Source organism: Alphaproteobacteria bacterium SS10 (genome assembly GCA_019192455.1).
Lineage (GTDB): Bacteria > Pseudomonadota > Alphaproteobacteria > TMED2 > TMED2 > TMED2.
Genome location: JAHCML010000002.1, coordinates 22,123 through 47,970, shown reverse-complemented (window position 1 = coordinate 47,970; position 25,848 = coordinate 22,123). Strand labels below are relative to the sequence as shown.

Sequence of the window (25,848 nt, the reverse complement as noted above, 5' to 3'; positions counted from 1 at the left end):
ATGATTGCTGACCACCGTTTCCTCTTATGTCGAAATCGACCTTTCTACACTGGTTCCGCCGTGACCTACGCCTAGCCGACAACCCCGCGCTTATGGCGGCCATTGATGCCACCCGATCAGCCGGTGGCGAGCTATTGCTGCTCTATATCCACGATGATGAGGGTGCAGGTGAATGGGCCTGGGGTGGCGCCCATCAATGGTGGCTGGATAAGAGCCTCAAATCCCTAAGCGATGACGTCAGTAAGATCGGCGGCTCACTGGTCCTAAAAAGCGGCGATGCGAGTAAAATCATCGATGAGGTGGTCGAGGCTCACAACATCCAGGCCGTCTTCTGGAACCGTTGTTATGAGCCCTTCGCCATCGCACGGGACAAGCAGATAAAGCAGGGATTGAAGGATCGCGGCGTTGAGGTTGAGAGCTTCAACGGCTCCGTCCTTAACGAGCCCTGGACCATTAAGACGAAGACCGGTGGCCCGTATCGGGTCTATACCCCCTATTGGCGCTGTGTCGTTGATACCGGCGGGATTGAGAAACCACTCGCGGCACCAAGCGATCTACCACCTAGCCCAGGTGTGAATGGTGAGGCGCTTGAAGACTGGGCACTGCATCCCACAAAACCAGATTGGTCGGGTGGCTTGGCGGCACGTTGGGAGCCCGGTGAAGCCGCAGCGGCCAAGCGGTTGGTTCAGTTCTTAGAGGGCAATGTCACCAAATATGACGTGCGCCGTGACTTCCCGGGTGAACACGGAACCTCGCGCCTATCACCACACCTCCATTGGGGCGAAATCAGCCCGCGCCAGATCTGGCACGCCACGGTTGAGAAATATGGGCTGGTTGAAGATACCAAGACCTATCTGAAAGAGATCGTCTGGCGGGAGTTCAGCTATCACCTGCTCTACCATTACCCGCATTTGCCCACCGATCCCCTGCAAGAGAAGTTCGCCCGGTTCCCATGGCGCGAGGACGCCGATGACCTAAAGGCGTGGCAGGACGGGATGACCGGCATTCCTATTGTCGATGCCGGTATGCGCGAGCTTTATGAGACTGGTTGGATGCACAATCGCGTGCGGATGATTGTCGGATCCTTCCTGGTGAAGAACCTGTTGTTGCACTGGACCGAAGGTGAGCGTTGGTTCTGGGATTGCCTCGTGGATGGTGACCTCGCCTCCAACTCTGCCGGTTGGCAATGGATCGGCGGCTGCGGTGCTGATGCTGCCCCCTATTTCCGGGTTTTCAACCCGGTTACCCAGGGCGAGCGGTATGACAAGGATGGCGCCTATGTGCGGCGCTTCGTGCCCGAGTTACGTGACCTGCCGGACAAGTATCTCCACCAGCCTTGGGAGGCGCCACCAATCGTGCTTCAGGGCGCTGGGGTCAAACTCGGCAGCACATATCCGAAACCCAGGGTCGATTTAAAGCAATCACGGCAAAGAGCCCTGGATGCATTCCAACAGATAAAGAATTAGGATGTGCTGATGAGCATCTCCCCTAAGCCCCTCAATAATGGGCAAAAAATTGCCGTCATCGGCAGCGGCATTACTGGCCTGGGCGCGGCCTGGCTGTTATCCCGCGGCCATGACGTCCATGTGTTTGAAGCGGATAATCGCCTCGGCGGTCATTCAAACACGGTGGTAACCCCAGCGGGCGATCCGGTGGATACCGGGTTTATCGTCTTCAACCGGGTGACCTACCCAAACCTCTGTGCCCTGTTCACCTATCTCGGCGTGGATAGTGAGAATAGCGACATGTCCTTTGGCGTTAGCCTGGATGATGGCGCGGTTGAGTATTCTGGTGATGGCCTCAATGGCCTGTTTGGCCAGCGCAGCCATATCTTACAGCCAAGCTTCCACGGCATGATCCGTGACCTATTGCGGTTCTACAAATCCGCACCGGAAGATTTGGCAGCGGGCCAGCTGGGCGGCTTGAGCCTGGGTGAGTATTTGGAGCGCGGCGGCTATGGCACCCGCTTTGCCCATCAGCATATCCTACCCATGGGTGCTGCTATTTGGTCGACCACGATTGAGGGCATGCTGGCCTTCCCGGCTGAAAACTTTGTCAGCTTCTACGTCAATCACGGCCTCTTCAAGCTGAAGGACCGTCCTGTCTGGCGCACCGTCACTGGCGGCAGCAAAGAGTATGTGACGAAGCTAAGCGCCAATCTGCGGGCTGAAGATCGCATCACGAGCAATGATCCGGTTCGCAAGGTTGAACCCGCTGGTAAAGGCTGGCGCCTGACCATGGAAAGCGGTGCGCAGTTTGAGGCCGATCAGGTGGTCATGGCCTGCCATAGCGATCAGTCGCTCGCACTTCTCGGCGATCAGGCAAGTGCCGGACAGCGCAGTGTGCTGGGCCGCATTGGGTACCAGGCCAATGAAGCCATTCTGCACACCGATCGTAAGCTGCTACCAAAACGGCAGCGTCTATGGACCAGCTGGAACTATATGGGCCGCACCAAGGCGGATGGCAGTGTTGAGGCCTCCATCACCTATTGGATGAACCGGTTGCAAAATATCGACCGCAACCGCCTTTATTTCGTCAGCCTAAACCCGCTGATTGAACCCGATCCGGATAAGATCATTTCACGCCAAGATTACGCCCACCCGGTGTTCGATGGGGATGCCATCGCCGCGCAAGGTGAGCTGGGCAATATCCAGGGCCAAGACGGCCTATGGTTCTGTGGCGCCTGGGCTGGTCATGGCTTCCATGAGGATGGCCTTGCCTCTGGCCTTGCCGTGGCCGAGGCGATTGGCGGCGTTCGTCGCCCATGGGATAGCCGTGAGGCATCACCAGCGGCAGCCAATAGCCGCCCTGCCAAGACCCCACTCGCCCTGGCGGCCGAATGACCGGCCCGTCCGTCACCAAACCAGAAGACTTAGAGCCCGCGCTCTATATCGGTCGGGTGATGCATAAGCGGCTGGTGCCGTTTCAGCATCGCTTTGACTATCGGGTTTTCTCGCTTTGGCTCGATATGGACCGGCTTGAGGAAACAGCCGGTGGCCTGCGCAGCCTTAGCCTCAACCGCTTCAACCTGTTCAGCTTCCACGATGTGGACCATGGCGCACGGGATGGCTCGTCGGTTCAGATGTGGTTGCGTGACATGCTGGATGGCTGGTCGCTATTGCCCGCCAAGGCCAAGATCATGGCGCAGTGTTATCCGCGCCTGTTCGGCTATGTCTTTAACCCGCTCACCGTCTTTTATGTCTACGATTTGGCAGATCCCGAGCGCCCCTCGCTCAGCACCATTGTCTATGAGGTTAAGAACACCTTCGGTGATCAGCATTGTTATGTGATCCCGGTGGATGACAACCAACGCGATCGGGGCATCGTGACCCAACAAGCGGATAAGGGGCTCTATGTCTCGCCATTCCTGCCGCTGGCCGGGCATTACCGTTTCCGCATGAACCGACCTGGTGAGACCTTAAGCCAGCTGATCCGGCAAAGTGGTGCGACCACGGGCGAGCATCGCGAACAGCTGATCGCTAGCTTCAATGCGAAGCGCCATGCGCTAACCGATGCCAACCTTCTGAAAGCCATGGCAACCCACCCGCTGATGACCGCCAAGGTGATGGCCGGCATTCACTGGGAGGCGCTGAAGATTTGGCGTAAGGGCGCCAAGTTCCATTCCAGGCCTAAACCACCGGCATTGCCAGCGACACTAATCCGTCCTGCGACCCAGTCATCAGGCCATCCAGTAATCCAAGACACAGATCTACCCAGCTCGGTCGTGGCGGCCGAGTAGCCAGGGATCAGCCCGGGTCATTTTTCTCATGGCCCAGGCAATCTGGCGCGCAACGTTTTGCGTATTAGTTAAAGCAGTGAGTTGACCACTAAATCTAATAATTCCGGGGGTTTAAGCCTATGCCACGCGATGGTGACCTGGTCTCGACCAGCCAAAAAGCCGTTCAGCCGAGCCAAAAACCGGCACGCGGTTTACGCTTTTTGCTCAAATTGGCTGAGCATCTACCAAAAGGTGAGATCCGCATCGTCCTGCCCGATGGCAGCGAGCATTTCTTCCAAGGCAAAGAGCCCGGCCCCTCGGCCGATCTGCATATCCACCATAGTCGGACCATGCGCCGGTTCATGGCGGGCGGCATCTTGGGCTTCAATGAATCCTATCTAGATGGTGATTGGAGCAGCACTGATATCGCCGCGCTGTTTGAATATGCTCTGACCAATGAAGCCGCGATGAAGGAAACCCTCCGCGGTAAAGCCTGGTACCGAATTCTGGCTGGGTTGAGCCATATGTTCCGCCCCAACACCCGTAAAGGGGCCAAGCGGAACATCAGCGCCCATTACGATCTCGGTAATGCGTTCTATGAGAAGTGGCTAGACCGCTCCATGACCTATTCCGCCGCCCTGTTTGATGAGGCTGGCGATACCCAGCCACTGGAACAGGCGCAATGGCGCAAATACGACAATCTAGCCAAGCAGCTGGGCCTTAAAGCCGGGATGCATGTGCTGGAAATCGGCTGTGGCTGGGGTGGCTTTGCCGAGCATGCCGCACGCCAATACGGCGCCAAAGTCACGGCCATCACGATTAGCCGTGAACAGTTTGACNACGCCACGGCGCGGATGGAACGTGAGGGCCTGGACCATCTCGTCGAAATCCGTTTTCAGGACTATCGCGACGTTACCGAGCAGTTTGATGCCATCGCCTCAATCGAAATGTTTGAGGCGGTTGGTGAGGCCTACTGGCCCCAATTCTTTGGTCAAATCCGTGAGCGTCTGAAGCCAGGCGGTCGGGCGGCGATGCAGATCATCACGATTGAGGATGAGCGCTACGCTCATTATCGCCTGCGCGCCGACTACATCCAGAAGTACATCTTCCCGGGCGGCATGCTGCCCTCCCCCACCGTGCTGGCTAACCAAATCAAGCAGGCAGGCCTACGGCTGGATGAGGAGATCAAGTTCGGCCGCTCTTACGCCGAGACCTTGAACCGTTGGCAGGATTGTTTCCAGGCCCGTTGGCCAGAGATCAAGACCATGGGTTTTGATGGCCGGTTTAAGCGGATGTGGGAGCAGTACCTCGCCTATTGTCAGGCCGGCTTTCAGACCGGTGCCATTGATGTGGTGCAGGTTGCCGTGGTGCATGATTAGGCGCGCCACACAGCAATAATCTGAGCGTTTTGCAATGTCCGAACCGCGCCGCTGCACGCTGGCACGAACCCTATTGCTGGCCTATGCGGCGCCTGGCCTACCCTTGGCTGCGCTGACCTTGCCGGTCTACATCCTGCTGCCCGCCTTCTATGCCAATGCGATGGGGCTGGGTCTTGCGGCGGTTGGTAGTGCGCTACTAATCGCCAGGATATGGGATGCGGTTAGCGATCCGGTCATTGGCTTCCTGTCAGACAAGACAAAGACACGACTAGGGCGGCGCCTACCCTGGATCATTGGTGGCAGCCCCTTTGTCCTGCTGGGCACCTGGCAGCTCTTGCTGCCACCTGATGATGCGGGGCTTACCCATCTGATTGTCTGGAGCGTGGTGCTCTACACCGGCTGGACAGCGATGATCCTGCCCTTGAGTGCCATGGGCGCTGAGATTAGCGATGATTACCATGAGCGCAGCCGCATCTCTGGTTTCCGCGAAGGGGCGATCCTGGCGGGCACCCTGATTGCCCTCACCCTTGCTGGTGCCTATGGCGCCGGTGATAACCCGGGCCAGGCCTTAGGCGCGATTGCCTGGTCCGTGCTGATCGTCCTGCCGCTAACCGTGGTGTTGATCACGGCTGTTCTAGGTCGGCGAGAGATGGTCGCCAAGATGGAGCCACCAGCGGAGAGCCGCCTAACGTTTAAAGAACGCGTGACGGCAATTGGCCGAAATGGGCCGTTTAAACGGTTGATGACGGCGTTCCTGATCAATGCCATGGCCAATGGGTTGCCCGCCACACTGTTCGTTTTCTATGTCGAGACGGTGCTGGTTCGCCCAGACCTGGTAGGGCCCTTACTGTTTGGGTACTTCCTGACCAGCGTCTTGGCCGTCCCCTTATGGCTTTGGCTAAGCTATCGCTTTGGTAAGCATCGGGTCTGGTGTGCCGCGATGTCGATTAGCTGCCTTTGCTTCCTCCCCGCAGCCTTCCTTGGTGAGGGGGACATCTATTGGTTTAGCGCTGTTGTGGTCTTAACCGGGCTTTGCCTGGGCGCTGATCTAACCCTTCCGGCCTCAATGCAGGCGGATGTGGTTGATGTTGATACAGCTGAGACGGGAGAGCGCCGCGCGGGCCTTTTCTTCGCGGCCTGGTCCATGGCGAACAAGCTGGCCCTGGCGCTCGCCGTCGGCATTACCTTCCCAGTTTTGGAGCTGGCTGGATTTGACGCCAGCAGCACCGCACAGAGCGATCAGGCCTTGCTAACGCTGGCCCTGCTCTACGCGGTTGCGCCGATTGTGATCAAAATAATCGCGATCGGACTAATCTGGCAGCACCCGTTAGACGAACAACAATTAAAGACGTTGCAAGAGCAGCAGCTGGCGAAAGCCACGGTAACCGCTCCGTAACGTCGCACACGGTAACCCAAAGGGTAGACAAGCATGATGCGAGCCCTACTTCACCGTGCAGGAGTAGTTTTTACACTTCTTGCGCTAGCAGCCTGTGGCAATGAGATGAAGATCGAGGAATTTGCGAATACAGAACCCAAGCTCATCCCTGAGGAATATTTCCTCGGGCCGATGAAGGCGTGGGGCCTGTTCCAAGATCGAAGCGGTGCGGTAAAGCGCCAATTCGTTGTCGATCTGAATGGCGAGTGGGATGGGGAAACCCTGACCCTCACCGAGGACTTTGCCTACGACGATGGTCAGACCGAACGCCGTGTTTGGCGCCTGACCAAAACTGGTGAGAACACCTATACCGGCAGTGCTGACAGCGTGGTTGGCCCAGCCCGGGTTGTTGTCGCCGGCAATGCTATGAACCTGGCCTATACCTTTGCCCTAGAAGTGGGCGGCAGGACCTATCACGTCGATTTCGATGATTGGATGTTCCTGCAACCCGATGGCGAGCGCATGATCAACCGCGCAACGGTGACCAAATTTGGCCTTCGCGTTGGTGAGGTGACAGTCTTCTTCGACAAGTCAGAAGGCGCGATCGCTGCAGGTCAAACAGCCGAGGTTCCCCTCGCCGCTGAATAACACGTGAGCGGGCGCTTAAGCCCGCTCACCATTCATGGCGGCCAGCATGGCGGCATCAATCTCAGATGTTTCCATCGCCAAACCAGCCCGAACCCCATCACGATCAAGCTCGTTCTTATTCTGATTGAGCTTCCACTTACCGGTCAGCTCGGTGATCTTCATCGTGAATCCAATGATGCCGCCCAGTTGCTTTTGAATGAATTCGGCGGGCGCATCGGTGACGGCCCAGGGCGCCTCCCGATCAGCCTCATACTGGTTGGTTAGCTCCTGCACATGGGACAGCAGCCAGTCCCGATCATTGGTCAGGCGCATCTCTCCTGCCGCATGAACCACCATGTAGTTCCAGGTCGGCACGACCTTGCCGTGCTCTTGCTTAGACGGATACCAGGATGGGGTGATGTAACGCTGCGGCCCCTGGAATACAGCGAGCACTGGCACCGCTTGATCGACCAGCTTTGCCAGCGGATTGGCGATTGATAAATGCCCCTCAAGGCGGCCCAAACCACAGTCACAATCATCGGCATCGGCATCATCATCGGCTTGCTTAAGTACAAGTGGGATATGATCGGCGGTCAGTTTGCCAGCGGCGGCGCTGGCCACCATGGCAAAGCCATGGCTGCGGATAAGGTCGTGCATGACCTCAACCCGCTCTTCACGAAACTGGCGCGGTGAGAACATTCGAACGCTCCCGGTTGGGTTCCTCAAGCTCGGCGGAGCTTCGGATCCGCCGCTAGCATTCTTATCACCTGACGGACACCCCACCCAAGCACGGGCAGGCCACGGAAGAATTCATTCCCGCTATCCCAATGATCGATATGGGAGGCCATCAGCGCGTCTTTGTTCAGCGCCAGGGAAGACATACCCTCAAACCCAAACGCCGTACCACCGCGCTTGGAGATCGCATCAAATCGCCAGAGAGCATAGGCGGCCTGATTACCGTCCGCATCGGGACCACCGGCATCAAGGCCGCGCTGCAAAACCTTAAACCTCGGTTGCTCGCACTCTTTGAACATGTGCTCAAAGATCTTGATCAAATCCTCGACCGAATGGGCGTCGTTGAAGGGATCCTGGAAACGGAAATCCGGGGTCACGACGTCGCGAACTTGGTCGATCACCTCTGGCTTAATGTTGATCCAAAAATCGAGGTAGCGATCCAGCCCCTGAAGATATGTTTGTTGATCAGCCACCGGCCGTTGCCTTCTTCACCATGGGGAAATAGAGCCCATAGGGTAGTCGGGAGATACGGCGCACGATACTGGTGAATATCCAGGGAAACACAATCTCAAACCGGCGCTTATCGAGCCCATCGGCGAAATCGCGGGCGGCATCATCCACCTCCATCAAGAACGGCATCTCGAACTCGTTCTTATCGGTCAGCGGGGTGCGGACGAAGCCAGGGTTACAAATCTGCACCCGAATATTATGCGGGTCGCAATTGAATTTCAGCGCCTCCGCCATCGCGATCAACGCGGCCTTGCTTGAGCTATAGGCGATGGAGTTTGGGAGGCCGCGATACCCGGCGATACTGGCGGTGATGGCCACCTGCCCCTTCTTGTTCTGCGCCATATGTTCCAGCACAGGCTCAAGGCTATAGGCGACGCCATTGCAGTTGATATTCATCAGCCGGGCATAGCCCTCTGCATTGAACAAATCACTCGCCATCGGGTCATAGGTACCGGCGTTCATCACCGCGCGGGCGATGGGACCATGCTCCTTAACCAGCTTGGCCACCACCGCGGCCGACTGCTCTTTATCCGTTACATCTAGCGGTGCGATGATGACGTTATCCGCCTTATCCTTCGCCACCTCATCAGCGATGGTTTTCAGCTTGTCCTCAGAGCGGGCGCTTACAGCAACCCTCCACCCACGATTGACCAACTCAACCGCCAACGCACGGCCGAGGCCGGTTGAGGCACCAGTGATCCAGGCAATACCATCACTCGGTGTGGTGGCTGGAGGCATAGCGGTCATGGGTTAGTTCCTTTGTTAGTTTACTCAGCTGCGACCGGCGCATCGGCGCGGCTACGGGCATACCAATTGTCATCGGCAGGCTCGATCGAGCGGAGGAACCGCTCACTGTCCTCAACGATCTGCTCCCGCTTCTCATCAGAGAATTTGCGTAGCGTGCTGAAGATCATCGACATGCGTTGATTGCCCTTCAGTGTCTCCTGATTACGCATCAGGAAATCCCAATAGAGATAATTAAACGGGCATGCATCTTCGCCGTTCTTTTCCTTCACCTTGTATCGGCAATCAGCGCAGTAATTGGACATCTTGTCGATATAGGCCCCGCTGGATGCGTAGGGTTTAGAGCCTAAGATGCCGCCATCGGCAAAGATCGCCATGCCATGCACATTGGGCACCTCCACCCACTCATATGCGTCAGCGTAGACGACCAAGAACCACTCATTGATCTCGTCAGGCTTCACCCCCATCAGCAGGGCGAAATTACCGAGGACCATCAGGCGCTGAATGTGGTGGGCATAGGCGTATTTCTTGGTGGCATCCACCGCCTCACTCAGGCAGCGCATATCAGTCTCACCAGTCCAATAGAACTCAGGCAGCGGACGCTGGGCGTTCAGCGCATTCATCTCAAGATATTCAGGCATCTTGGCCCAGTAGAGACCACGCACAAACTCACGCCAGCCCAAGATTTGCCGGATGAAGCCCTCAACGGCATTTAGGGGAGCCTTGCCCGCCTCATAGGCCGCCGCAGCCCGGTCACAGCAGGTAATCGGGTCGAGCAAACCGGCGTTCAGATAGGCGGAGATTAGGCTGTGATACATGGTCGGCTCACCGGCCACCATCGCATCCTGGTAGTCGCCAAACTGAACCAGCCGGTCTTCAATGAACATATCGAGTGCTTGGTCGGCGTGCTGACGGGTTACGCCCATATGGTCGAATGGCTCTAGATCACCGAAATGATCGCCAAACTCTCGCTCAACCAGTTCCAGCACCTCTTGGGTAATCTCGTCATGGTCGAAGGTGGGGGCTGCTGGTGGGTTTAGCCCCTGCTTGGGTGGCTTGCGGTTCTCCTGATCATAGTTCCATTGCCCACCCTCAGGTTCGCCATCATCGGTCATCAGGATGCCGGTCTTCTTTCGCATCTCACGGTAGAAGAATTCCGTCCGGTATTGCTTGCGCCCCTCTGCCCATTGCTTGAATTCATCAATCGTGCAGATAAAGCGATCATCGTCGCGGATGTGGACCGTACGGTCGAGGCGCTCGCCCCATTCCTGCATCTCCGCCATCAGGCGATACTCGCCAGGAGCGGTTACAATCACGGTATCCAGATCGGGGCGCGCCGACAGCGCTGCCTGCACCTCCCCAAATAGCGAGCCAGCATTATCTGCATCGTCGTAGTGGCGGTAGCGAACATCAACACCAGCGCCCTTCAGCTCCTCTGCAAAATGGCGCATGGCGGAGAACAGAAACGCGATCTTCTTCTTATGATGCTTAACGTAGGTGGCTTCAGCCCGAACCTCAGCCATCAGGACTAAGTCGCCCTCACCCAGCCCGCGCAAGCTGGCGACGGAATGGGTAAGTTGGTCACCAAGAACAAGGCGCAGGCAGGGCATAATCAAGCTCGTTAAATCGTTAAATGCTTGATGACAAAGGTAGAGCGGAGGGCGCTATAGGCGAGCGGCGCAAATCGCCTGCTTAGCTCTCTTCACCCGCGGCAACCTTGGCTGCTGGGTCGATTAACTCATACCGGAAGGTTCGATCACGAGCCTCAAAGGTCATCTTCACCCACTCCTTGGTCTCTTGTGAGTACCAGAGGGTGGTGTCGATCTTAGCGTCCAGGAAGTACTTATCCGCCATCACGGTCTCACCGCGTGCCGTCACCTCCTCACTGCCCAACTTCTCAAGCGTGAAATCGAGCAGGTCCCCCTTCTGGGAGTTCACCAGCGTTTCTGCGCCCAACAGGGCATCCAAGTTCCAGTAGGAGGTGGAGCTTAAGACCTGTGCGGTCTCATAAGCCCCTCGGGAGCCATTAACCTGCAACAGGTCGCTTGCCCGTGATGCCTCGACAAAGAAATCCCGGCCGTCATCCTCGGTATTGGAGGTTAGGGAGAGCAGCTCATTGCCTGCCCAGACCTCACTATTGTCGTGGCTGTACTTGAAGAAGGTGATGAAGGCGTACTTCACCGCGAGATCGATATCGATATCGACATTCACGGTTCCCTCGGCATCCCCTTCGCTGAACTCAATCACATGGGTGCCGATATCCTTCTCCCCCATAAAGACCTGGAAGTGCAGATCCTTTGGCAGGTCGGCGGCGCTGGCAGAAACCATGCCGGCAAGGCCTATCGCCATACCGGCGACACCAGACATCAGGCCACGTTGAAAACGGGTCAAGACAGGCAAACCATCGGTCATTGATCAACACCATCGGTCATGAGGGTTGGGTGGGCCAGGCTTTGATCCGTCTGGCCTATCAAGCAACTAGTACCGATAGATACGGCGAGTATCTATTCATGGATCAGCATTGAAGTGAGTTTACCGGGGCTACTCTATTCAGCTGCTGGCAGCTCTTCATCGGCCAGGGCGTGGTAAATCTCACCGAACACCTGGTGATGGTTGCAGAACAGCTCAAGCAGCTTTGGATCAAAGTGCTTGGACGGGTCCAACCGGTCATCACCTTTCAGCATGATCTCAATCGATTGCTGGTGGCTGAACGCCTTCTTATACGGCCGAACACTACGCAGGGCGTCATAGATATCCGCAAAACAAACGATGCGGGCTGCCATGGGAATTTCCTCACCGGAAATCCGGTTCGGATAACCGCCACCATCCCAACGCTCATGGTGCGATAGCGCGATATCAGCTGCCATCTTTAGGCGATCAACCTCTTCAAGGATGGTGAAGCCATAGGTCGTGTGCAGCTTCATCTCATCAAACTCAGCGTCAGTTAACCGACCCGGCTTGTGCAAGATCGCTTGATTAACAGACATCTTGCCGACATCATGAAGCGTCGCGCAGTAGCGAATTTCATCGACGAACGCCTTACTCATGCCGAGGAAATCAGCGAGGGCGGCACTGTACTGGCCAACCCTGCTCACATGCTTACCTGTAACATCGTCATGAAGCTCAGCCGCGCGGGCGAGCAGATCGACGGTGGTCATCAGCGCGCTTTCGGTCTCAGCGCGCAGCATCTCCACCCGCTCCCGCTCATCGCGCAGCTCTTTGTTGCGACGACGGAGTTGCGCGTTCTTGGTCTGCAGCTTCTCGGTATGCTCAGCCCGTTCAATCGCGCGACCAATGATATTGTTCACCGGTTGGATCACACGGGCAAAGTCGCGGTTGAAGGTGCAAACCTCATCCGCCTCGGTCTGTGCGTTGATTAGCTGGGCAACACCGATGATCTTGCCTTCAAAGTTAGTGATCGGGAACGCCATGATCGACTGGGTGTTGAACCCCGTGTCCTCATCAAACTTCCGGTTGAAGGTATAGGGCGCACCGGCTGGCAGGTGGTTCGTATCGTCGATGAACACAACCTCACCGGTTTCTGCGACATAGCCCGCGATCGATGAGTTATTGATGGGGATTGAGAATGTGCTCTGCCCCATCTTAATCAGGTCATTTTGAAGGCTGATGGCCTGCAGCATCCGCTGCCGCCCGACCTTACGAACGATGAAAACCGTCCCGGCCTGGGCGCGCGTGAGCTCACGACAACGGGACAGGACGCGGCGCATAAGCGCGTTCACCGTGTGCGGCCGTTGTTCGATAAACTCGATAAATTCGAGCGCTATGGTCGAGTCATCCAGTATAGACATCGACAGATAAATACCTTTACCCCAAGCAATATCTCGGACCTGCTAGCAATCAGGTCGGCAGTTACAAAGGTACGGCGCTAAGTCGTAGATGACCAGCATTAGGACCAAAATCAGGGAATTTATCGCCTCAGAGGGCCTGATCGGCCAATTCTTCGAGGCCTTGTTGGCGTAAAAGATCGCTTCTAAGCCGCCGGCGGCGCTGATCAATCGCCTTATCAAGCTGCTCACGATCCGGCTCTAACAGCGGATCGTCTTCCATGTCATAGGCAATCCGCTCAAGCTTCCGCCGCTCATCCATTGGATCAGTTTCGCGGCGATCCAGCGGTGTATTGCTGCAGAATGCCTTCACCAAATGCATCCGGATCGCCTCGCCCGCCTCTGGGCAGAGGCCGCCAGAGATCAAGTGGCTAACAGCGGTGAGGAACCTGGCACCGGTACCATCGGTGCCATATTCGCCACGGATGACCTTCATGCACTGGCCAATATGGTCAGCGAGAGAGATCTGTGGCCCCAGCATATCCCGCATCAGGCCTGGCGAGCTGATCGCATCAGCAAAAATGGAATCCATAATCGCGATACCGGCCTTATCGCTAGACCCTAGCAAGGTGACCAGTCGCTCAAGCTTATCGAGCATCGCCCGATGCTGCATCAAGTACATACAGACAGAGGCTGCGGTGAAGAATTGAGCCTTTTCAGCGTCATAGCTGCTTCTAATTGCGTCGGCGACCTCACCGAAATTCTTGCCATCGATCTTGGGCAGGGATTTCGCCTCATAGGCAAAATCTTGGGCCAGCACCTGAACCTCGCGGGCCATAGCACTCAGCTGCTCATACCGCTCTGGCGTCTTAAGCCCTAAGCTATCGGCCTGAAGTCGGGCGGCCACATGCAGTCCCGCCTCAACCAACCGCCCCTGGCGATCGATCTCTCGGTGATAGCTAACAATATGCAGAAACTCTGTCGGGGTGAGTGATTGCACGCCCAGATAAGGCCGTAACAACTTCTCCATCGCCCGGCGGGCATCAGGCTTAAACAGGTCCCGATAGTTCTGGCAGGTCTCGATCTCATCAACCTTACCGACCTGAAACTCCTGACGGCGATAGGCTTCTAGCCGATCGATCAGCAGCAGTTCTTTCTCAGTGGTAAAGCCGTTGGGCGCAGTCCGATGCTCAAGCACGCGGATCGACTCAGCCATACGCTCGGTATGCACCATGGCGCGGGCACGCGAAATGGCCGTGCGCTCATCACCATACACGTTGCGGATTACCCAACGTCCATCCTGGGCAATCATCACCTCATATCGGAATGTTCTATTCCGTGGCTTGGCCATGCTTCTGTCGGTCGGTCCCAGTCGAGCCAGTCATGTAACCAGATATGATCGACTGCCCTCTCGGCAACCGATCCCCCCTTACCTGTAGAAAGTTACATGAACTTGGCCAACCGCGCAAAACCATTGCCGGTATGGCAATTGTTAGAAGCCAATAGCGTCAAAGATGCTGGCAAAGAAGGCGAACAGCAAAACCATGCCGATGACGAAGACGATCAGTCTGAATAAAGCGGTACCGGCGGCAAACCCCAACCCAAGGCCAAAACCTGTCCGAACCGGCGGTGGCGGCTGGTATTGCTGATAGTGCGGTGGGTACACACCACTGTGATGTTGCCCCGCATCGCTTTGGCCTGGCGTAGGCTGCTGAGGAGAATTAGCCTCACGCTCCTGGGGCATAGGCACACGAACAGCAGGGTTATGACGACGCCTTACTTGCCGTGCTAAACTTCCTAGCTTAGACGCTTGTTGAAGTTTCGCAGCAGCTGCTTTGAAGTTATCTTTAGCCATAGACGCGGCACCAGCCTAACCGAGATTTGTCGATCACCTTAAGAAGATGTGACCATTGATATGTTCACCAAACTACTATTCGCCAAGGTTCAATCTATGCCCGTTATCGCTGCTGTTCTGGCGTTAGCGGTCATTGCCTCGTGGTCGACGCCCTCACCTGCACTCGCGCAAGACAACCAAAGCGCGGTCCAATTAGACTTGGATGGCGGGGTTAATGGCCTGGCAGACCATGAACGACGCAATCCGAATGCAGTTGTTCGGGCCTATTACACCTTCATATCGGCTGGGCAATTTAATGAAGCCCTCGCCCTGCTTGGCCCATCTTTTGGTATTGAACCGGTCCGAAACATCTCAAGCGAGATGCGTTCCTTATTCACGCGTATTCAGGACGGGACACTCTCGATCTCATTGGACCAGGTCTACCAGCAAGGCGATTGGGCCCTTGCGGTTCTGCTTATTGAACTTGCGAATAGCGACGGCACCACGACCAAGTTAGTTGCAGACCAATATATGATGATTGTCCGCGGACAATGGGCGGTGGTGCCAAAACAGCTTCGCAAAGATCCATCATTCAGCTCGTTCTTTAACAACAACGCACGGGTGCTGAACAAATGGTGGAACGACAATAAACAGCAGATCACCGCTAAGCTAACTCAAGGATAGCCTGACCGAGGGGCCTCTATAGCCCCTTCTTTCCCCACTGGGTGTCGGCCTGGCTGATGAAGTTCGGGATGTCTGCATCCCAACGGGCTTGGATGGCATCGTTGTAATTCAGGTAAAGCTTACCATCGACGATGGCCCAGTTTTCCGGCTGGGTGCTAGCGAACTGCCCCTTGGCCATGGCCCAGGCACAATAGCCGCCATATTGCGGCGCATAGCGCTCCGGGTCCGCTTCAAACTTGGCCAGGTTCTCCGCTGATGAGAACTTCCAGGTCGCCCCATTCCATTCAGTTTGAAACTCACTTGAGCCCTCAACCGGCTTCCCCTCAGTAAAGTAAGCGACCGTGTCATAGCCAGAGACCGCATTGCTGCTGAAGGTGCCGGTATAGACCGGATCACGGGCTTCAGCTTTCAAAGGGCTGCCCAGCACAACCGCAGTGCCAACGGCGGCGGCGCCGAGGGCAAAGAACTGACGGCGGGATGAGTTCGAAACATTGATGGTCATGGCGTAAGGCTCCGTTTGTGCCAAAAATCTGTGTTGGCAGTAACATAGTGCGGTCCCACCTCACATGCCCTTCACATCTACTTCAACAGCATGGAGCCCCTGCAAAGCAAAAGGGCGCCATCAACAAGTGACGACGCCCTTTAAGCATTAGCGTGATAGCTGATCAGTCAATGGCCGCTTGGCCAGCCATCTGATCATTGTCTTCCATGATCTCCAGCCACATCGCATTCAGAATGCCGAGGCAGGCTGCCAGGCCGAGGCCCAGGATCCATGCGAAATACCACATAGTCTTATCTCCTTATCTAGGGCCTAGCCTTAGTAGCCAGAGGCCGGGCTAGCGTGTTTGTTGACCTCTTCCTCCGTCACCGTGCCGCGCATGACCCAGAACACCCACGAGGTGTAGGCCAGGACCATCGGCAGGAACACAACCGTGCTAACCAGCATAATGATCAAGGTTGTGTGGCTGGAGGAAGCATCCCAGACGGTCAGACTGCTTACCGGATCAATCGAGGATGGCATGAGGAATGGGAACATGCTGACACCTACCGTCGAGATAATGCCAAACAGGCTCAAACCAGAGCTGATATAGGCCAGCAGGGTTTTACCCATCCGCACCAGCAAGATGGCCAGGATCGAACCAGCAAAGCCAGCTGCTGGGGCAATCAGGAAGAATGGATAAGCCGAATAGTTCTGCATCCATGCACCGCTCGCGATGGCGACTTCCTTGCCCAGTGGGTTGGATGGGCCGTTAGCCACCAGCTCACTGGTGATCACGTAGCCCTCAACACCGAAGGCGACCCAGACACCACCGAGGGCGAACAACACCATGGTTAGGATGGCTGCGAGGCTACCAACCAGCTTACCGCGGGAGGCCACCGGCTCATCCGCCTTAAGGGCGAGATAGAAGCCAGCATGGGCGACCAGCATCGAGACACTGACCAAACCACAAAGGATGGCGAACGGGTTTAGCAGACCGAAGAAGTTCCCCTCATAGAAGGACCGCATCGTGTCATCGAACCGGAACGGCACACCTTGCAGCACGTTACCGACCGCAACACCGAAGATCAGCGCCGGGACAAAGCCCGCGATGAACAGGCCCCAATCCCAAGACTTCCGCCACTTCGCATCGTCACGCTTGTTCCGATACTTGAAGGCACAGGGTCGCAAGATCAGCGAGGCAAGTACCACAAAGATCGCCAGGTAGAACCCAGAGAACGAGGTGGCGTAGATCGCTGGCCAGGCCGCGAAGACGGCACCACCGCCGAGGATTAGCCAAACCTGGCTCCCCTCCCAGAATGGCTCCACTGTGTTCAGCATGATGCGGCGCTCCGCATCAGACTTGCCGAGGAATGGCAGCAGCGCGCAAACGCCGTAATTGGTGCCATCCATCACCGCGAGGCCGATCAGCAGCACGCCCAAGAGCAGCCACCAGACCACGCGCATCACATCATAGTCGATTAACGCTTCCATTGATCAGCCCTCCTGGCTGGGTTTCTGTGGTGCCTTATCAGCGCCTGATGGGTTTGCGGCCCCGGGGACAGCGCCACCGACCATACCGCCGCCCATCAAGGGCTCACGGACCGGTGCGGTTGGTGGTGCAGGTTCGGTATGACCAAGAACCTTCTCTGGCCCCATGATGATGTATTTCCGCATGAGGTAGATCTCGATCACCGCCATGATCCCGTAGAAGACCGTGAAGCCTACAATCGTTAGGACCACGTCGAAGACGCTAACCGAAGACACACTCAAGAAGGTCGGCAACACACCATCAACCGTCCAAGGTTGGCGGCCATACTCTGCCACTAGCCAACCTGCCTGGATCGCGATGAAGGGCAGAGGCAAGCTCCACAGCGCCAACGTCATGAACCAACGTTGGGTATGCAGGGCCCGTTTCGCCGCCATAACGAAGGCGTAGGTGAAGAAGGCAATGAAGAAGAAACCAAGGCCAACCATCACCCGGAAGGTCCAGAACAGCGTCGGGACATCGGGGACCGTGGATAGGGCAGCCAGCTTCACATGCTCTTCCGTCGCCTGGCGTGGGTCCTCGACATACTGTTTCAGCAGCAGGCCATAACCCAGATCTTCCTGGTGGCGTTTGAACATGGCACGGGCCTGGGTATCATCCGGGTTCTCCCGAATGGTCATCACCGCGTCATAGGCCAGGATACCGTCGCGAACCCGCTGCTCTGAGATCAGCACCAACTCTTTAATGCCGGGCATTTCTTCAGACAGTGATCGGGTACCGATTAGGCCAAGCACGTAAGGCATCTTGACCTCGAAATGCGTGTGCATCTCTTCCTGGTCAGGGAAGCCAACAATGGTCAGGCCGGCCGGCGCAGGCTCGGTCTCCCACATGGCCTCCATGGCAGCCATCTTCATCTGCTGGTTGTGTGAGGTGGTGTAACCGCTCTCATCACCCAGCACGACAACCGATAGTGACGCCGCCAAACCGAAGGCCGCAGCAATGGCCATGGACCGTTTGGCAAAGCCGAGATTGCGGCCGCGCAGGATGTAGTATGCCGAGATCGACATGACGAACATCGCGCCCATCACGTAACCGGCGCTGACCGTGTGCACGAATTTTGACTGGGCCACTGGGTTCAGCAGCACAGCGGCGAAGTCCGTGACCTCCATCCGCATGGTCTCTGGATTGAACTCTGAGCCGACCGGATATTGCATCCAGCCATTGGCGATCAGGATCCAGAGGGCGGATAGGTTGGTACCGATGGCTGCAAGCCAGGTAACCACACAATGCTGAACCTTGGACAACCGCTCCCAACCGAAGAACATCATCCCAACGAAGGTGCTCTCCAGGAAGAAGGCCATCAGCCCCTCAATCGCCAGCGGCGCGCCAAAGATGTCGCCGACATAATGCGAGTAGTAGGACCAGTTCATGCCAAACTGGAATTCCATCGTGATGCCTGTCGCAACACCGATGGCGAAGTTAATGCCGAACAGCAGCCCCCAGAATTTGGTCATGTCGCGCCAAACCTTACGGTTGGTCATGACATAAACCGTCTCCATCATCGCAACGAGGATGGAGAGGCCGAGGGTAATCGGCACAAAGAAGAAGTGATACATGGCCGTCAGCGCGAACTGCAGCCGCGAAAGGTCGACAACGAGTGGATCGATCATAAGACCATTCCTTGGGGATCATTCCCGGTCTGGCAGTCGTCTGGACAAATCTTGCAAGCAGGTACAGGCCGACAACCGCTTCTAAGCCGGTACCGTAGGTTCCGTGATACGCCCCCTGCCATGCCAGCGCTTTGATCCATGTCAAAGCTCTGCTCGGTCCGCTCAATGCGACACTATGGAGTGTGTGAATTGCTGCAAAACGGGACCGGTTTGGCTTGCCTATCAGCGGCCCCGCATTTAAGATTTCGTTTATAAAAGCTGCTGATTATATCAGCAAAAAAATAATAAACACTGTGGTTGAGTGAGTTAGCGGGAAGGGTTGAAACCCATGGCCTATCGGGCCCCATGCCAGGAAGATTGCGTGCCGATTGCGAGCACGGATCCAAGCCACTGCTCTAAGTGCACGGCGCGGTCTGTTAGCCTATGTGAGGCCATGGCCGACCGCGATGTTGATGTGCTTGAGAGCCTGTCCACACGGATCCGCGCCAGTAAGGGCGATATCGTGGTGCATGAGGGCGAGTCAGCCCGCAACCTCTACAACATCACCATGGGCACGGTGAAGCTTTACAAGCTGCTGGCCGATGGGCACCGTCAGATTGTTGGCTTCCTTGGCATGGGCGACTTAATCGGTATGTCACCGGAAGCGAACTACCCGTTCACGGCAGAGGCTGTGACCAGCGTCAATTACTGTCAGTTCAACCGTGAGCAAATGCGCACCGTCTTTGGTGAGTATCCCGCGATGCGTGAACGGATCTTTGAGATCGCCGCGAATGAACTTAGCGAAGCACAAGAGCAGATGCTGCTGCTGGGTCGTAAAACCGCGCAGGAGAAGATCGCGTCCTTCCTGCTAAGCCGCCTGCGCAAGGCTGAACGCCTCGGTGGCGGTGGCAATAGCATTGAGCTACCGATGAGCCGCCACGATATCGGTGACTTCCTTGGCCTGACGACCGAGACAGTTAGCCGTTCCTTCACCTCGTTGAAAACAAAGGGCTTCATTAGCCTGGATGGAACGTCGCGGGTGAAGCTTCAGGACCGGGCAGGCCTAGAAGCCTTGGCGAGCGGCAGCTAGCCACCTTTCCTTCCCGATCATCTTCGATAACGGGCGCGTTAGCCGGTATGGCCGCACCAAGCAATCTTAACTATGTCACTTACCGTAGCTTGAGCGACCTAGGTGACCGACGATGATGCGTAGAAACGGCTTGAACCGCCGACACTTCCTGATGACCGCCATTGCTGGCGCCACCGTCATCCCTATCGCATCAGCGGCACGCCCCGCATTGGCAGGGCCGCGGGCGGATCTTTGGCCGCGTTGGCAGCAGCACAATGCTGACAGCACCGCCTCCATCGATCACAGCATTTGGGATGACCTACTGAAACGATCAGTAAAGCTAGATCAGGATGGCGTCGCCCGCTTCCCCTACGCCCGCCTCTCCGTCATCGACCGAAACTCGCTGCGCCTCTACCTAGAACAGATGGCGGAGACCAGCCCCAGCGAATACAACCGCGACCAACAATTCGCCTACTGGGCCAACCTCTACAACGCCCTGACGGTGCAGGTGATCCTCGACCACTACCCTGTCGACACCATCCGCGATGTTGATATCTCCCCCGGTCTCTTTGCCAATGGCCCATGGGGCAAGAAGCTAACTACGGTTGAAGACGAAGAGCTGAGCCTCGATGATATTGAGCACCGGATTTTGCGGCCCATCTGGAAGGATCCGCGCATCCACTACGCGGTCAATTGCGCGGCTATAGGCTGCCCAAACCTGCGGCAATCGGCCTGGTTAGCAGAGACGCTAGACCAAGACCTGGATACCGCCGCCCGCGCCTATGTGAACAACCCACGTGGCGCAGTCATTGAGGATGGGGATCTAACCGTCTCTCGTATCTATGACTGGTTCATTGAGGATTTTGAGATAGATGGCGGCATCGTTAGCCACCTGCGCAAATACGCCGAACCAGAACTGGCTAGCAACTTGAGACAGTTCAGGCGCCCTGATGGCTTCCGCTATGACTGGTCGCTCAACGAGCAGACTGAGAGCAGCTAGTCGATCGTACCGGGGATGCGGCAGTAATAAAGCTGCGCCCGATGGAAGATGATGTTGTTGACCAGCACATCCAATCGCAGGGTGTTATCAGCGACCGTCACCAACTCATCGATATGAACCAGACCATCGGCAGTGTGGTGCCCCTGCTCTGGCTCCTCCATCGATAGGGTCATGGACATCAGCGATGGACCACCGACCGGGCGAATGAAGGTATTACGCTGCGCCGTCTCATGCACACGGTAGGTATAGTTCTCGGTCGGCACCTCAATCAGTCCGGTTAGGCGATAGGTGTTCGGACGATCACTGAAATCAACCTCCTCCAACCGCAGATCGGGTGGCGAGCAATTTAAACCGCGAGTAACCGGGCGCACTGGTCCGCGCAAACGCAAGTCTTTGGCATCGACGCCACTAAGGCTGCCGCCACGAATGCGGGCGGTGCGCATGGTTTCCTCTGGTGGCAAATCCTTTGGCTGCAGCCGCGGATCAAAGAAGATGCGTGGGCCAAAATCCTGCGGTGGTGCTGGGTCTGGCTCAATGAACACGCTACCTCGGGCAGCCGCCACAACCCCAGGGTTAGTGAAGGGCGACACCGGCGGTGCCGGAATATCGTTAGAGAATGAGGTCAAGCCGCCAGCGGCTACCTGGCCGTTTGGCGTGATTACTGGCTGACCGAAGCCGCCTGGCCCAAGACCGTTTGAACCGTCTTGACCGTTCAATCCATTCGGACCGCCCTGCCCAGTACCATTTGCCTGTTGGGCGGTTCCATCGGCATTTGTGGCACCGCCGCGCAATTGATCAATGCCTTGCTGAACACCAGCAATCGCCTCATTAGTCGTCGGAAGCTGTGCGTTATCTGGCAGGCCAAGCTCTTCAAGTGATCCAACGGTGGGGCTGTTGCTTGCCCCCAATCCATCGGGCAACTGGTTTAGTGAACTTGGCACCCGAAACGGGCGATCACCATCACCGCTATTGTCCTGAGGTTCGGTGCCAAGGGACTCCAGCTGCTCCGTCAAATTGTCGATGTCTTGTTCGGTAATGTTCTGACGACCACCGACAACCAGATCGGTTGGCGCCACCAACGAACTATCACCATTGGACTGTGACTGCGCCTCAAAAGGCCCAACGGCAAAGGTGCCAAGAACGCCGAGGGAAAGCGCCGCGATGGCGGCTTTGGTTTGAAACAGTCTGTTCATGCCGGTCTCCAGCCAAGCTGACATGGGATTGGTTAAATACCAGTCCTGACCAACGGCACTTGCCTGTCAATGACAGTGCAACCGTCGCTTGCTGGCTGACATCACCTGTCACGCGCCTGCGTCAAACAGAGCCCTAACTGGGCAGATGCTGCCGGTTTGGAGAGGTTGGACGCTCAGCTAAACACTCAAAGCAGCCCAAGCAAAGCGTCAGACACTTCGAGTCGCAGTGCCTACATCAGACGGCCTTGTCGGCCTGATAGAGCGGCGCAAAAAGATCAATCATCCTATCGAGATCGGCTTGCTTGGCCTCAAATGCCGACCAATCATCCTGCTGATCAATACGCGCCCAAAGTGCTTCAATATCATCGTAGAGCAAGGTCACCGGCCGTTCTGCCTGCATCAAATCATCCTTCAGAATCTCAGATGTGGCGGCATGGGCTTCAAACTCAGCCAAGGCATCGCGCACTTCCTTGAAGCCAGCCTCCCCATAGGCATAGCCGCCTGGGCTGTTTAACGCCTGCTGCTCACGTTGCAGACCACCAAACCAATCATGGAAGAACTGGTCAGGCGCAACGCCACTATCGCGAAGGAAACGGAAAACCGAGGCCAGCAGTGTTTGGGCAGGTGCTCCCCCCTCACCAGCCAATCCAAGCCGCCGCAAGAATGCTTCCTGAAGGACGGTTGGGAACACAGCATCAAAGACGGTCAGGGCCTCGGCCAAATCCTCGCGCGATACAAATGGCAGCAGACACTCAGCGAGGCGACAAAGGGCCCAATGCACTGCCTCTGGCTGGCGGCCATACGCATAGAGGCCGGTCTCATCAAAGTAAGCGGCCGTGAAACCTGGCTCATAAACCGGCAAGAAGCGATACGGGCCGTAATCGAAACTCTCACCGGTGATGTTCAGATTGTCAGTGTTCAGCACACCATGAACAAATCCAGCGGCCATCCATTGGGCGCAGAGCCGTGCGCTCTCTGCCCCCACCCGACGGAACAGCGCCAGCGCGCGTGCGCCGGTGTCAGAGCCATTTAGGTCAGCGTGGTAATGCTCAATACAATGATCGACCAGTTGAGCAATGGCATCGGTGTCATCTTCAAAAGCTAGCCGCTGGAACGTGCCAATCCGAATATGGCTATGGGCCAGCCTAACAAGGACGGCAGAGCGGGTTGGTGATGGCTCATCATGCCGCTCCAACGCCTCACCAGTTTCAATCAGTGACAGGCTTTTTGACGTATAGACCCCAAGTGCTTGTAGTCTCGTGGTCGCTAGGACCTCCCGCACCCCACCTTTAAGCGTAAGGCGCCCGTCCCCGCTTCTTGAATAGGGCGTGGTGCCGCTGCCCTTGGTGCCAAGGTCAAGCAAGCGACCATCATTCAGATCACGACATTGGGCGAATAGGAAGCCCCGCCCATCACCAATATCCGGGTTGTAAACGCGGAACTGATGCCCGTGATAACGCAGCGCCAGAGGTTCTGGGAAGCTTTCCTCAAACGGCTTAAACCTTCCGAAGTGATCAACCCAGTTAGCGTCGTTGAGATCATCAAGACCGATGGTCTCCGCTGCACGATCATTTCTGTATCGAAGCGTGTGTTTTGGAAAATCCGCCGCCGCAACCGGATCAAAAAATGATGCCCCCAAACGGGCATGGACGGTCTCAAACTTGGCGGTCATTTCGGCCGGGCGGTGAAGGTGATGTGATCACCCGCCAGCCTTAACCTGTGGCGCGAACGGGCTCAACCTCTTCCCGTACCAGCGACGGGATCGATCGGCGCAACACAGCGCGGCAACGGGCAATCAACTCACGCGGCTTGAAGGGCTTGGTCACATAATCATCCGCGCCAAGCTCAAGCGCGGAGAGGCGATCCGCGCTAGACGTACTGCCCGTCACCATGATCACCGGTATCCAAGAGTGCTGGCGCAGACTACTAAGCAGTTCCAACCCATCACCATCAGGCAGATCGATATCTAACAGGATCAAGTTCAGGTCAGCGCGCTCTACATGGTGGGCCATTTCCAATGCACTGGAAGCGACCGAAACAGCGAATCCACTGTCAGCCAAAATCGCTTTAAGCAGCTCTGCGGTCGCCGGGTCATCCTCAACAACAAGCACGCGGAAATCGGGCATATTTGGGCCTCTCCCCTGCATCAATCCGTCACCTAGGCGCGGTTTTCAATTGTGATAACGAGTCAGTGGATAGTGCCCAAAACAACCTTAAGGATTGGTAACTTAAACCCCGATACGCGGTTTAATTTTCATCAACCAAGCCAGGTTATTTTGGCAAATCCATCGCCTTCAGCGTTTGAGCTTTCAGCACAGAGCGGGAAGGTACTTAGTACACGATACAAGTTCTGCGGTATGGTTGCTTCGAATGAACAAAACCGACCTCACATCAAAGCAAGGCCCCGATCCTAACAAGCCGACTGATAGTGGAGACTATCAGCCGCTTGTGCTTGTCGTGGATGATGATGGGATGGTTGGCTCAATGACCGGCCATTGCCTTCGCCGAAGCGGATACCGAACGCAGATATTCGACGACCCGAAAGAGGCGCTCGAATGGTTCGGCGAAAACGCCGCTGCGGTTGATCTCCTGATCAGTGATCAGAACATGCCAGGGCTGGTTGGCACGGATTTGGCCGTCGCCATCCGCAAGAAAAAGCGCAACCTGCCAGTCATCATCTGTTCCGGCTATGTGGATGCCATTGATCCAAAGGTGACCGAGAACGGATTGATCGCTCAACTATTGAGCAAACCAACACCGACCCACGTTCTGCTGTCAGCCGTTAAGAACGTCCTCGCCAAAAAGGCGTAGTGATTAACCCAGCTTGCGCTTCTTGGTTGGTGGCGCCGGGGCTGGATCATTGGCGACATCGCTAAGCTTGGTCAGGGTGACCGGCTTACGCTGTTTGCGAAGATCGAAGCTGGTGCGGCGATCGCCGATGAACTCACGCTGGATCGATGCCTCGGGCTCGTCCCGGTAATCCAGATAGGTCATCGTCTCTGGCTTCACCGCCTTCTTCAGATCAACCAGAACGAATGTCTCGCTACTGGTTGAGCCGGGGCGGCGATCACGCCGTGGCACCGCCAATTCATCATCAAACATGTGCGAGACGTGGGCCATCATATCGGTCGTATCGGCATAGCCGTAACGGCGGGCATCAGCGTTCTTGAACTTGCGGCTCTTAATCTCGTCGCGCAGTTCAAGCAGCGTCATCTCACGCACGCTCTTAATCTCGCCCTCGATTTCCCAGCCGGTTTCCTTGCCCTCAGCGTCCGTTTCCTGAAAGCGAGTTGGGCCGGTTGTTGGCACAAACTCATACTTGCGCATCACCATGCCGGTTAACGGCTTGGCCGTCAGACCCAAGGTTGGGCTAACCATCGCCTCGAAGTCCTCAGCGCGAGGCACCTTCACCGACTGCATGTCCAGATCCACATCGCGGGTATTGGCGAGTGGGTGCAGCGCTTCAACCTTCACGGCCAGCATGCTGCCATTGTTGCGGGGCATGACATAACCGCTGTTCTGATAGCCAGCCTCTGCCTGGGCATAAGCCTCAGGGAAATCACCCTTGGCTGGGGCACG

The 25,848-nt window shown here is 56.5% G+C and carries 25 protein-coding genes; 10 read left to right on the top strand and 15 right to left on the bottom strand.

Features of this window, described 5'->3' with window-relative positions; translation table 11 throughout:
* Positions 1 to 26 precede the first annotated feature (26 nt).
* From KI792_00345 to KI792_00320, 6 genes are all read left to right on the top strand, one after another.
* The gene (locus KI792_00345) at positions 27 to 1,466 is read left to right on the top strand and encodes a deoxyribodipyrimidine photo-lyase (protein ID MBV6631458.1); all 1,440 of its coding nucleotides are present in this window, start codon (positions 27 to 29) and stop codon (positions 1,464 to 1,466) included.
* 9 nt (positions 1,467 to 1,475) lie between these two features.
* Positions 1,476 to 2,843 carry an FAD-dependent oxidoreductase gene (locus KI792_00340; GenBank protein MBV6631457.1) on the top strand — a complete coding sequence of 456 codons (1,368 nt, stop codon included), beginning with the start codon at positions 1,476 to 1,478 and terminating at the stop codon, positions 2,841 to 2,843.
* Positions 2,844 to 2,899: 56 nt separating this feature from the next.
* Positions 2,900 to 3,739, top strand: a complete 840-nt coding sequence (locus tag KI792_00335; GenBank protein MBV6631456.1) for a DUF1365 domain-containing protein — start codon at positions 2,900 to 2,902, stop codon at positions 3,737 to 3,739.
* 119 nt (positions 3,740 to 3,858) lie between these two features.
* Positions 3,859 to 5,097, top strand: a complete 1,239-nt coding sequence (locus KI792_00330) for a class I SAM-dependent methyltransferase (GenBank protein ID MBV6631455.1) — start codon at positions 3,859 to 3,861, stop codon at positions 5,095 to 5,097.
* 34 nt (positions 5,098 to 5,131) lie between these two features.
* Positions 5,132 to 6,493, top strand: a complete 1,362-nt coding sequence (locus KI792_00325) for an MFS transporter (protein ID MBV6631454.1) — start codon at positions 5,132 to 5,134, stop codon at positions 6,491 to 6,493.
* A 33-nt stretch (positions 6,494 to 6,526) separates the two neighbouring features.
* Complete coding sequence (locus KI792_00320; GenBank protein ID MBV6631453.1) at positions 6,527 to 7,120, top strand: DUF3833 domain-containing protein; 594 nt, start codon at positions 6,527 to 6,529, stop codon at positions 7,118 to 7,120.
* 15 nt (positions 7,121 to 7,135) lie between these two features.
* Here the strand turns inward: KI792_00320 and KI792_00315 are convergent, their stop codons facing one another.
* From KI792_00315 to KI792_00280, 8 genes are all read right to left on the bottom strand, one after another.
* Positions 7,136 to 7,798: an FMN-binding negative transcriptional regulator gene (locus KI792_00315; GenBank protein MBV6631452.1), complete on the bottom strand. Its 663-nt coding sequence runs from the start codon at positions 7,796 to 7,798 to the stop codon at positions 7,136 to 7,138.
* Positions 7,799 to 7,821: 23 nt separating this feature from the next.
* Positions 7,822 to 8,307, bottom strand: a complete 486-nt coding sequence (locus KI792_00310) for a nuclear transport factor 2 family protein (protein ID MBV6631451.1) — start codon at positions 8,305 to 8,307, stop codon at positions 7,822 to 7,824.
* Complete coding sequence (locus KI792_00305) at positions 8,300 to 9,082, bottom strand: SDR family NAD(P)-dependent oxidoreductase (GenBank protein MBV6631450.1); 783 nt, start codon at positions 9,080 to 9,082, stop codon at positions 8,300 to 8,302. Before KI792_00305 ends, KI792_00310 begins: the two co-directional genes overlap by 8 nt.
* 29 nt (positions 9,083 to 9,111) lie before the next feature.
* Positions 9,112 to 10,698 (bottom strand): cryptochrome/photolyase family protein, encoded by a 1,587-nt coding sequence (locus tag KI792_00300; GenBank protein MBV6631449.1) that lies wholly within the window; start codon positions 10,696 to 10,698, stop codon positions 9,112 to 9,114.
* Positions 10,699 to 10,780: 82 nt separating this feature from the next.
* Positions 10,781 to 11,500 carry a hypothetical protein gene (locus tag KI792_00295; GenBank protein MBV6631448.1) on the bottom strand — a complete coding sequence of 240 codons (720 nt, stop codon included), beginning with the start codon at positions 11,498 to 11,500 and terminating at the stop codon, positions 10,781 to 10,783.
* Between the two features lie 134 nt (positions 11,501 to 11,634).
* The gene (locus tag KI792_00290) at positions 11,635 to 12,897 is read right to left on the bottom strand and encodes an HD domain-containing protein (GenBank protein MBV6631447.1); all 1,263 of its coding nucleotides are present in this window, start codon (positions 12,895 to 12,897) and stop codon (positions 11,635 to 11,637) included.
* Between the two features lie 127 nt (positions 12,898 to 13,024).
* On the bottom strand, positions 13,025 to 14,185 hold the full coding sequence (locus KI792_00285) for a hypothetical protein (protein ID MBV6631446.1): 1,161 nt from the start codon (positions 14,183 to 14,185) through the stop codon (positions 13,025 to 13,027).
* Between the two features lie 180 nt (positions 14,186 to 14,365).
* A complete protein-coding gene (locus tag KI792_00280) occupies positions 14,366 to 14,728 on the bottom strand; it encodes a hypothetical protein (GenBank protein MBV6631445.1) in 363 nt (120 codons plus the stop codon).
* Positions 14,729 to 14,788: 60 nt separating this feature from the next.
* Here KI792_00280 and KI792_00275 point away from each other — a divergent pair, with 60 nt between their 5' ends.
* Positions 14,789 to 15,391, top strand: coding sequence for a hypothetical protein (locus KI792_00275; protein MBV6631444.1), 603 nt, complete (start codon positions 14,789 to 14,791; stop codon positions 15,389 to 15,391).
* Between the two features lie 16 nt (positions 15,392 to 15,407).
* Here KI792_00275 and KI792_00270 read toward each other — a convergent pair whose 3' ends face one another.
* The 4 genes from KI792_00270 to KI792_00255 form a co-directional block, all read right to left on the bottom strand.
* Positions 15,408 to 15,893, bottom strand: a complete 486-nt coding sequence (locus KI792_00270) for a YHS domain-containing protein (protein MBV6631443.1) — start codon at positions 15,891 to 15,893, stop codon at positions 15,408 to 15,410.
* Between the two features lie 163 nt (positions 15,894 to 16,056).
* Entirely contained in the window at positions 16,057 to 16,179 is a 123-nt protein-coding gene (gene cydX, locus KI792_00265; GenBank protein MBV6631442.1) for a cytochrome bd-I oxidase subunit CydX, read from the bottom strand.
* A 29-nt stretch (positions 16,180 to 16,208) separates the two neighbouring features.
* Entirely contained in the window at positions 16,209 to 17,363 is a 1,155-nt protein-coding gene (gene cydB / locus KI792_00260) for a cytochrome d ubiquinol oxidase subunit II (GenBank protein MBV6631441.1), read from the bottom strand.
* 3 nt (positions 17,364 to 17,366) lie between these two features.
* The gene (locus KI792_00255) at positions 17,367 to 19,028 is read right to left on the bottom strand and encodes a cytochrome ubiquinol oxidase subunit I (GenBank protein ID MBV6631440.1); all 1,662 of its coding nucleotides are present in this window, start codon (positions 19,026 to 19,028) and stop codon (positions 17,367 to 17,369) included.
* A gap of 328 nt (positions 19,029 to 19,356) precedes the next feature.
* On the opposite strand from KI792_00255, the gene KI792_00250 reads away from it, so the two are divergent.
* Both KI792_00250 and KI792_00245 read left to right on the top strand, forming a co-directional pair.
* The gene (locus KI792_00250) at positions 19,357 to 20,097 is read left to right on the top strand and encodes a helix-turn-helix domain-containing protein (GenBank protein ID MBV6631439.1); all 741 of its coding nucleotides are present in this window, start codon (positions 19,357 to 19,359) and stop codon (positions 20,095 to 20,097) included.
* Positions 20,098 to 20,209: 112 nt separating this feature from the next.
* Positions 20,210 to 21,076, top strand: a complete 867-nt coding sequence (locus tag KI792_00245) for a DUF547 domain-containing protein (GenBank protein MBV6631438.1) — start codon at positions 20,210 to 20,212, stop codon at positions 21,074 to 21,076.
* Here the strand turns inward: KI792_00245 and KI792_00240 are convergent.
* The 3 genes from KI792_00240 to KI792_00230 all read right to left on the bottom strand — a co-directional run bounded on the left by KI792_00240 (position 21,073) and on the right by KI792_00230 (position 24,395).
* Positions 21,073 to 22,269, bottom strand: a complete 1,197-nt coding sequence (locus KI792_00240; GenBank protein MBV6631437.1) for a hypothetical protein — start codon at positions 22,267 to 22,269, stop codon at positions 21,073 to 21,075. The two genes, KI792_00245 and KI792_00240, sit on opposite strands and share 4 nt — an antisense overlap.
* Positions 22,270 to 22,504: 235 nt before the next feature.
* Positions 22,505 to 23,941 carry a YdiU family protein gene (locus KI792_00235; GenBank protein MBV6631436.1) on the bottom strand — a complete coding sequence of 479 codons (1,437 nt, stop codon included), beginning with the start codon at positions 23,939 to 23,941 and terminating at the stop codon, positions 22,505 to 22,507.
* A gap of 40 nt (positions 23,942 to 23,981) precedes the next feature.
* Positions 23,982 to 24,395, bottom strand: coding sequence for a response regulator transcription factor (locus tag KI792_00230; GenBank protein ID MBV6631435.1), 414 nt, complete (start codon positions 24,393 to 24,395; stop codon positions 23,982 to 23,984).
* A gap of 244 nt (positions 24,396 to 24,639) precedes the next feature.
* On the opposite strand from KI792_00230, the gene KI792_00225 reads away from it, so the two are divergent.
* A complete protein-coding gene (locus KI792_00225; protein MBV6631434.1) occupies positions 24,640 to 25,080 on the top strand; it encodes a response regulator in 441 nt (146 codons plus the stop codon).
* Positions 25,081 to 25,848 lie beyond the last annotated feature (768 nt).

Bases quoted from the DNA above. Each gene is read 5' to 3' on its own strand.
- KI792_00240 (MBV6631437.1), bottom strand. From the start codon at position 22,269: ATGAACAGACTGTTTCAAACCAAAGCCGCCATCGCGGCGCTTTCCCTC.
- KI792_00295 (MBV6631448.1), bottom strand. From the start codon at position 11,500: ATGACCGATGGTTTGCCTGTCTTGACCCGTTTTCAACGTGGCCTGATG.
- KI792_00230 (MBV6631435.1), bottom strand. From the start codon at position 24,395: ATGCCCGATTTCCGCGTGCTTGTTGTTGAGGATGACCCGGCGACCGCA.
- cydB (MBV6631441.1), bottom strand. From the start codon at position 17,363: ATGGAAGCGTTAATCGACTATGATGTGATGCGCGTGGTCTGGTGGCTG.
- KI792_00280 (MBV6631445.1), bottom strand. From the start codon at position 14,728: ATGGCTAAAGATAACTTCAAAGCAGCTGCTGCGAAACTTCAACAAGCG.
- cydX (MBV6631442.1), bottom strand. From the start codon at position 16,179: ATGTGGTATTTCGCATGGATCCTGGGCCTCGGCCTGGCAGCCTGCCTC.
- KI792_00225 (MBV6631434.1), top strand. From the start codon at position 24,640: ATGAACAAAACCGACCTCACATCAAAGCAAGGCCCCGATCCTAACAAG.
- KI792_00325 (MBV6631454.1), top strand. From the start codon at position 5,132: ATGTCCGAACCGCGCCGCTGCACGCTGGCACGAACCCTATTGCTGGCC.
- KI792_00250 (MBV6631439.1), top strand. From the start codon at position 19,357: ATGGCCTATCGGGCCCCATGCCAGGAAGATTGCGTGCCGATTGCGAGC.
- KI792_00285 (MBV6631446.1), bottom strand. From the start codon at position 14,185: ATGATTGCCCAGGATGGACGTTGGGTAATCCGCAACGTGTATGGTGAT.
- KI792_00245 (MBV6631438.1), top strand. From the start codon at position 20,210: ATGATGCGTAGAAACGGCTTGAACCGCCGACACTTCCTGATGACCGCC.
- KI792_00300 (MBV6631449.1), bottom strand. From the start codon at position 10,698: ATGCCCTGCCTGCGCCTTGTTCTTGGTGACCAACTTACCCATTCCGTC.
- KI792_00340 (MBV6631457.1), top strand. From the start codon at position 1,476: ATGAGCATCTCCCCTAAGCCCCTCAATAATGGGCAAAAAATTGCCGTC.
- KI792_00315 (MBV6631452.1), bottom strand. From the start codon at position 7,798: ATGTTCTCACCGCGCCAGTTTCGTGAAGAGCGGGTTGAGGTCATGCAC.
- KI792_00270 (MBV6631443.1), bottom strand. From the start codon at position 15,893: ATGACCATCAATGTTTCGAACTCATCCCGCCGTCAGTTCTTTGCCCTC.
- KI792_00345 (MBV6631458.1), top strand. From the start codon at position 27: ATGTCGAAATCGACCTTTCTACACTGGTTCCGCCGTGACCTACGCCTA.
- KI792_00275 (MBV6631444.1), top strand. From the start codon at position 14,789: ATGTTCACCAAACTACTATTCGCCAAGGTTCAATCTATGCCCGTTATC.
- KI792_00320 (MBV6631453.1), top strand. From the start codon at position 6,527: ATGATGCGAGCCCTACTTCACCGTGCAGGAGTAGTTTTTACACTTCTT.
- KI792_00235 (MBV6631436.1), bottom strand. From the start codon at position 23,941: ATGACCGCCAAGTTTGAGACCGTCCATGCCCGTTTGGGGGCATCATTT.
- KI792_00290 (MBV6631447.1), bottom strand. From the start codon at position 12,897: ATGTCTATACTGGATGACTCGACCATAGCGCTCGAATTTATCGAGTTT.
- KI792_00255 (MBV6631440.1), bottom strand. From the start codon at position 19,028: ATGATCGATCCACTCGTTGTCGACCTTTCGCGGCTGCAGTTCGCGCTG.
- KI792_00305 (MBV6631450.1), bottom strand. From the start codon at position 9,082: ATGCCTCCAGCCACCACACCGAGTGATGGTATTGCCTGGATCACTGGT.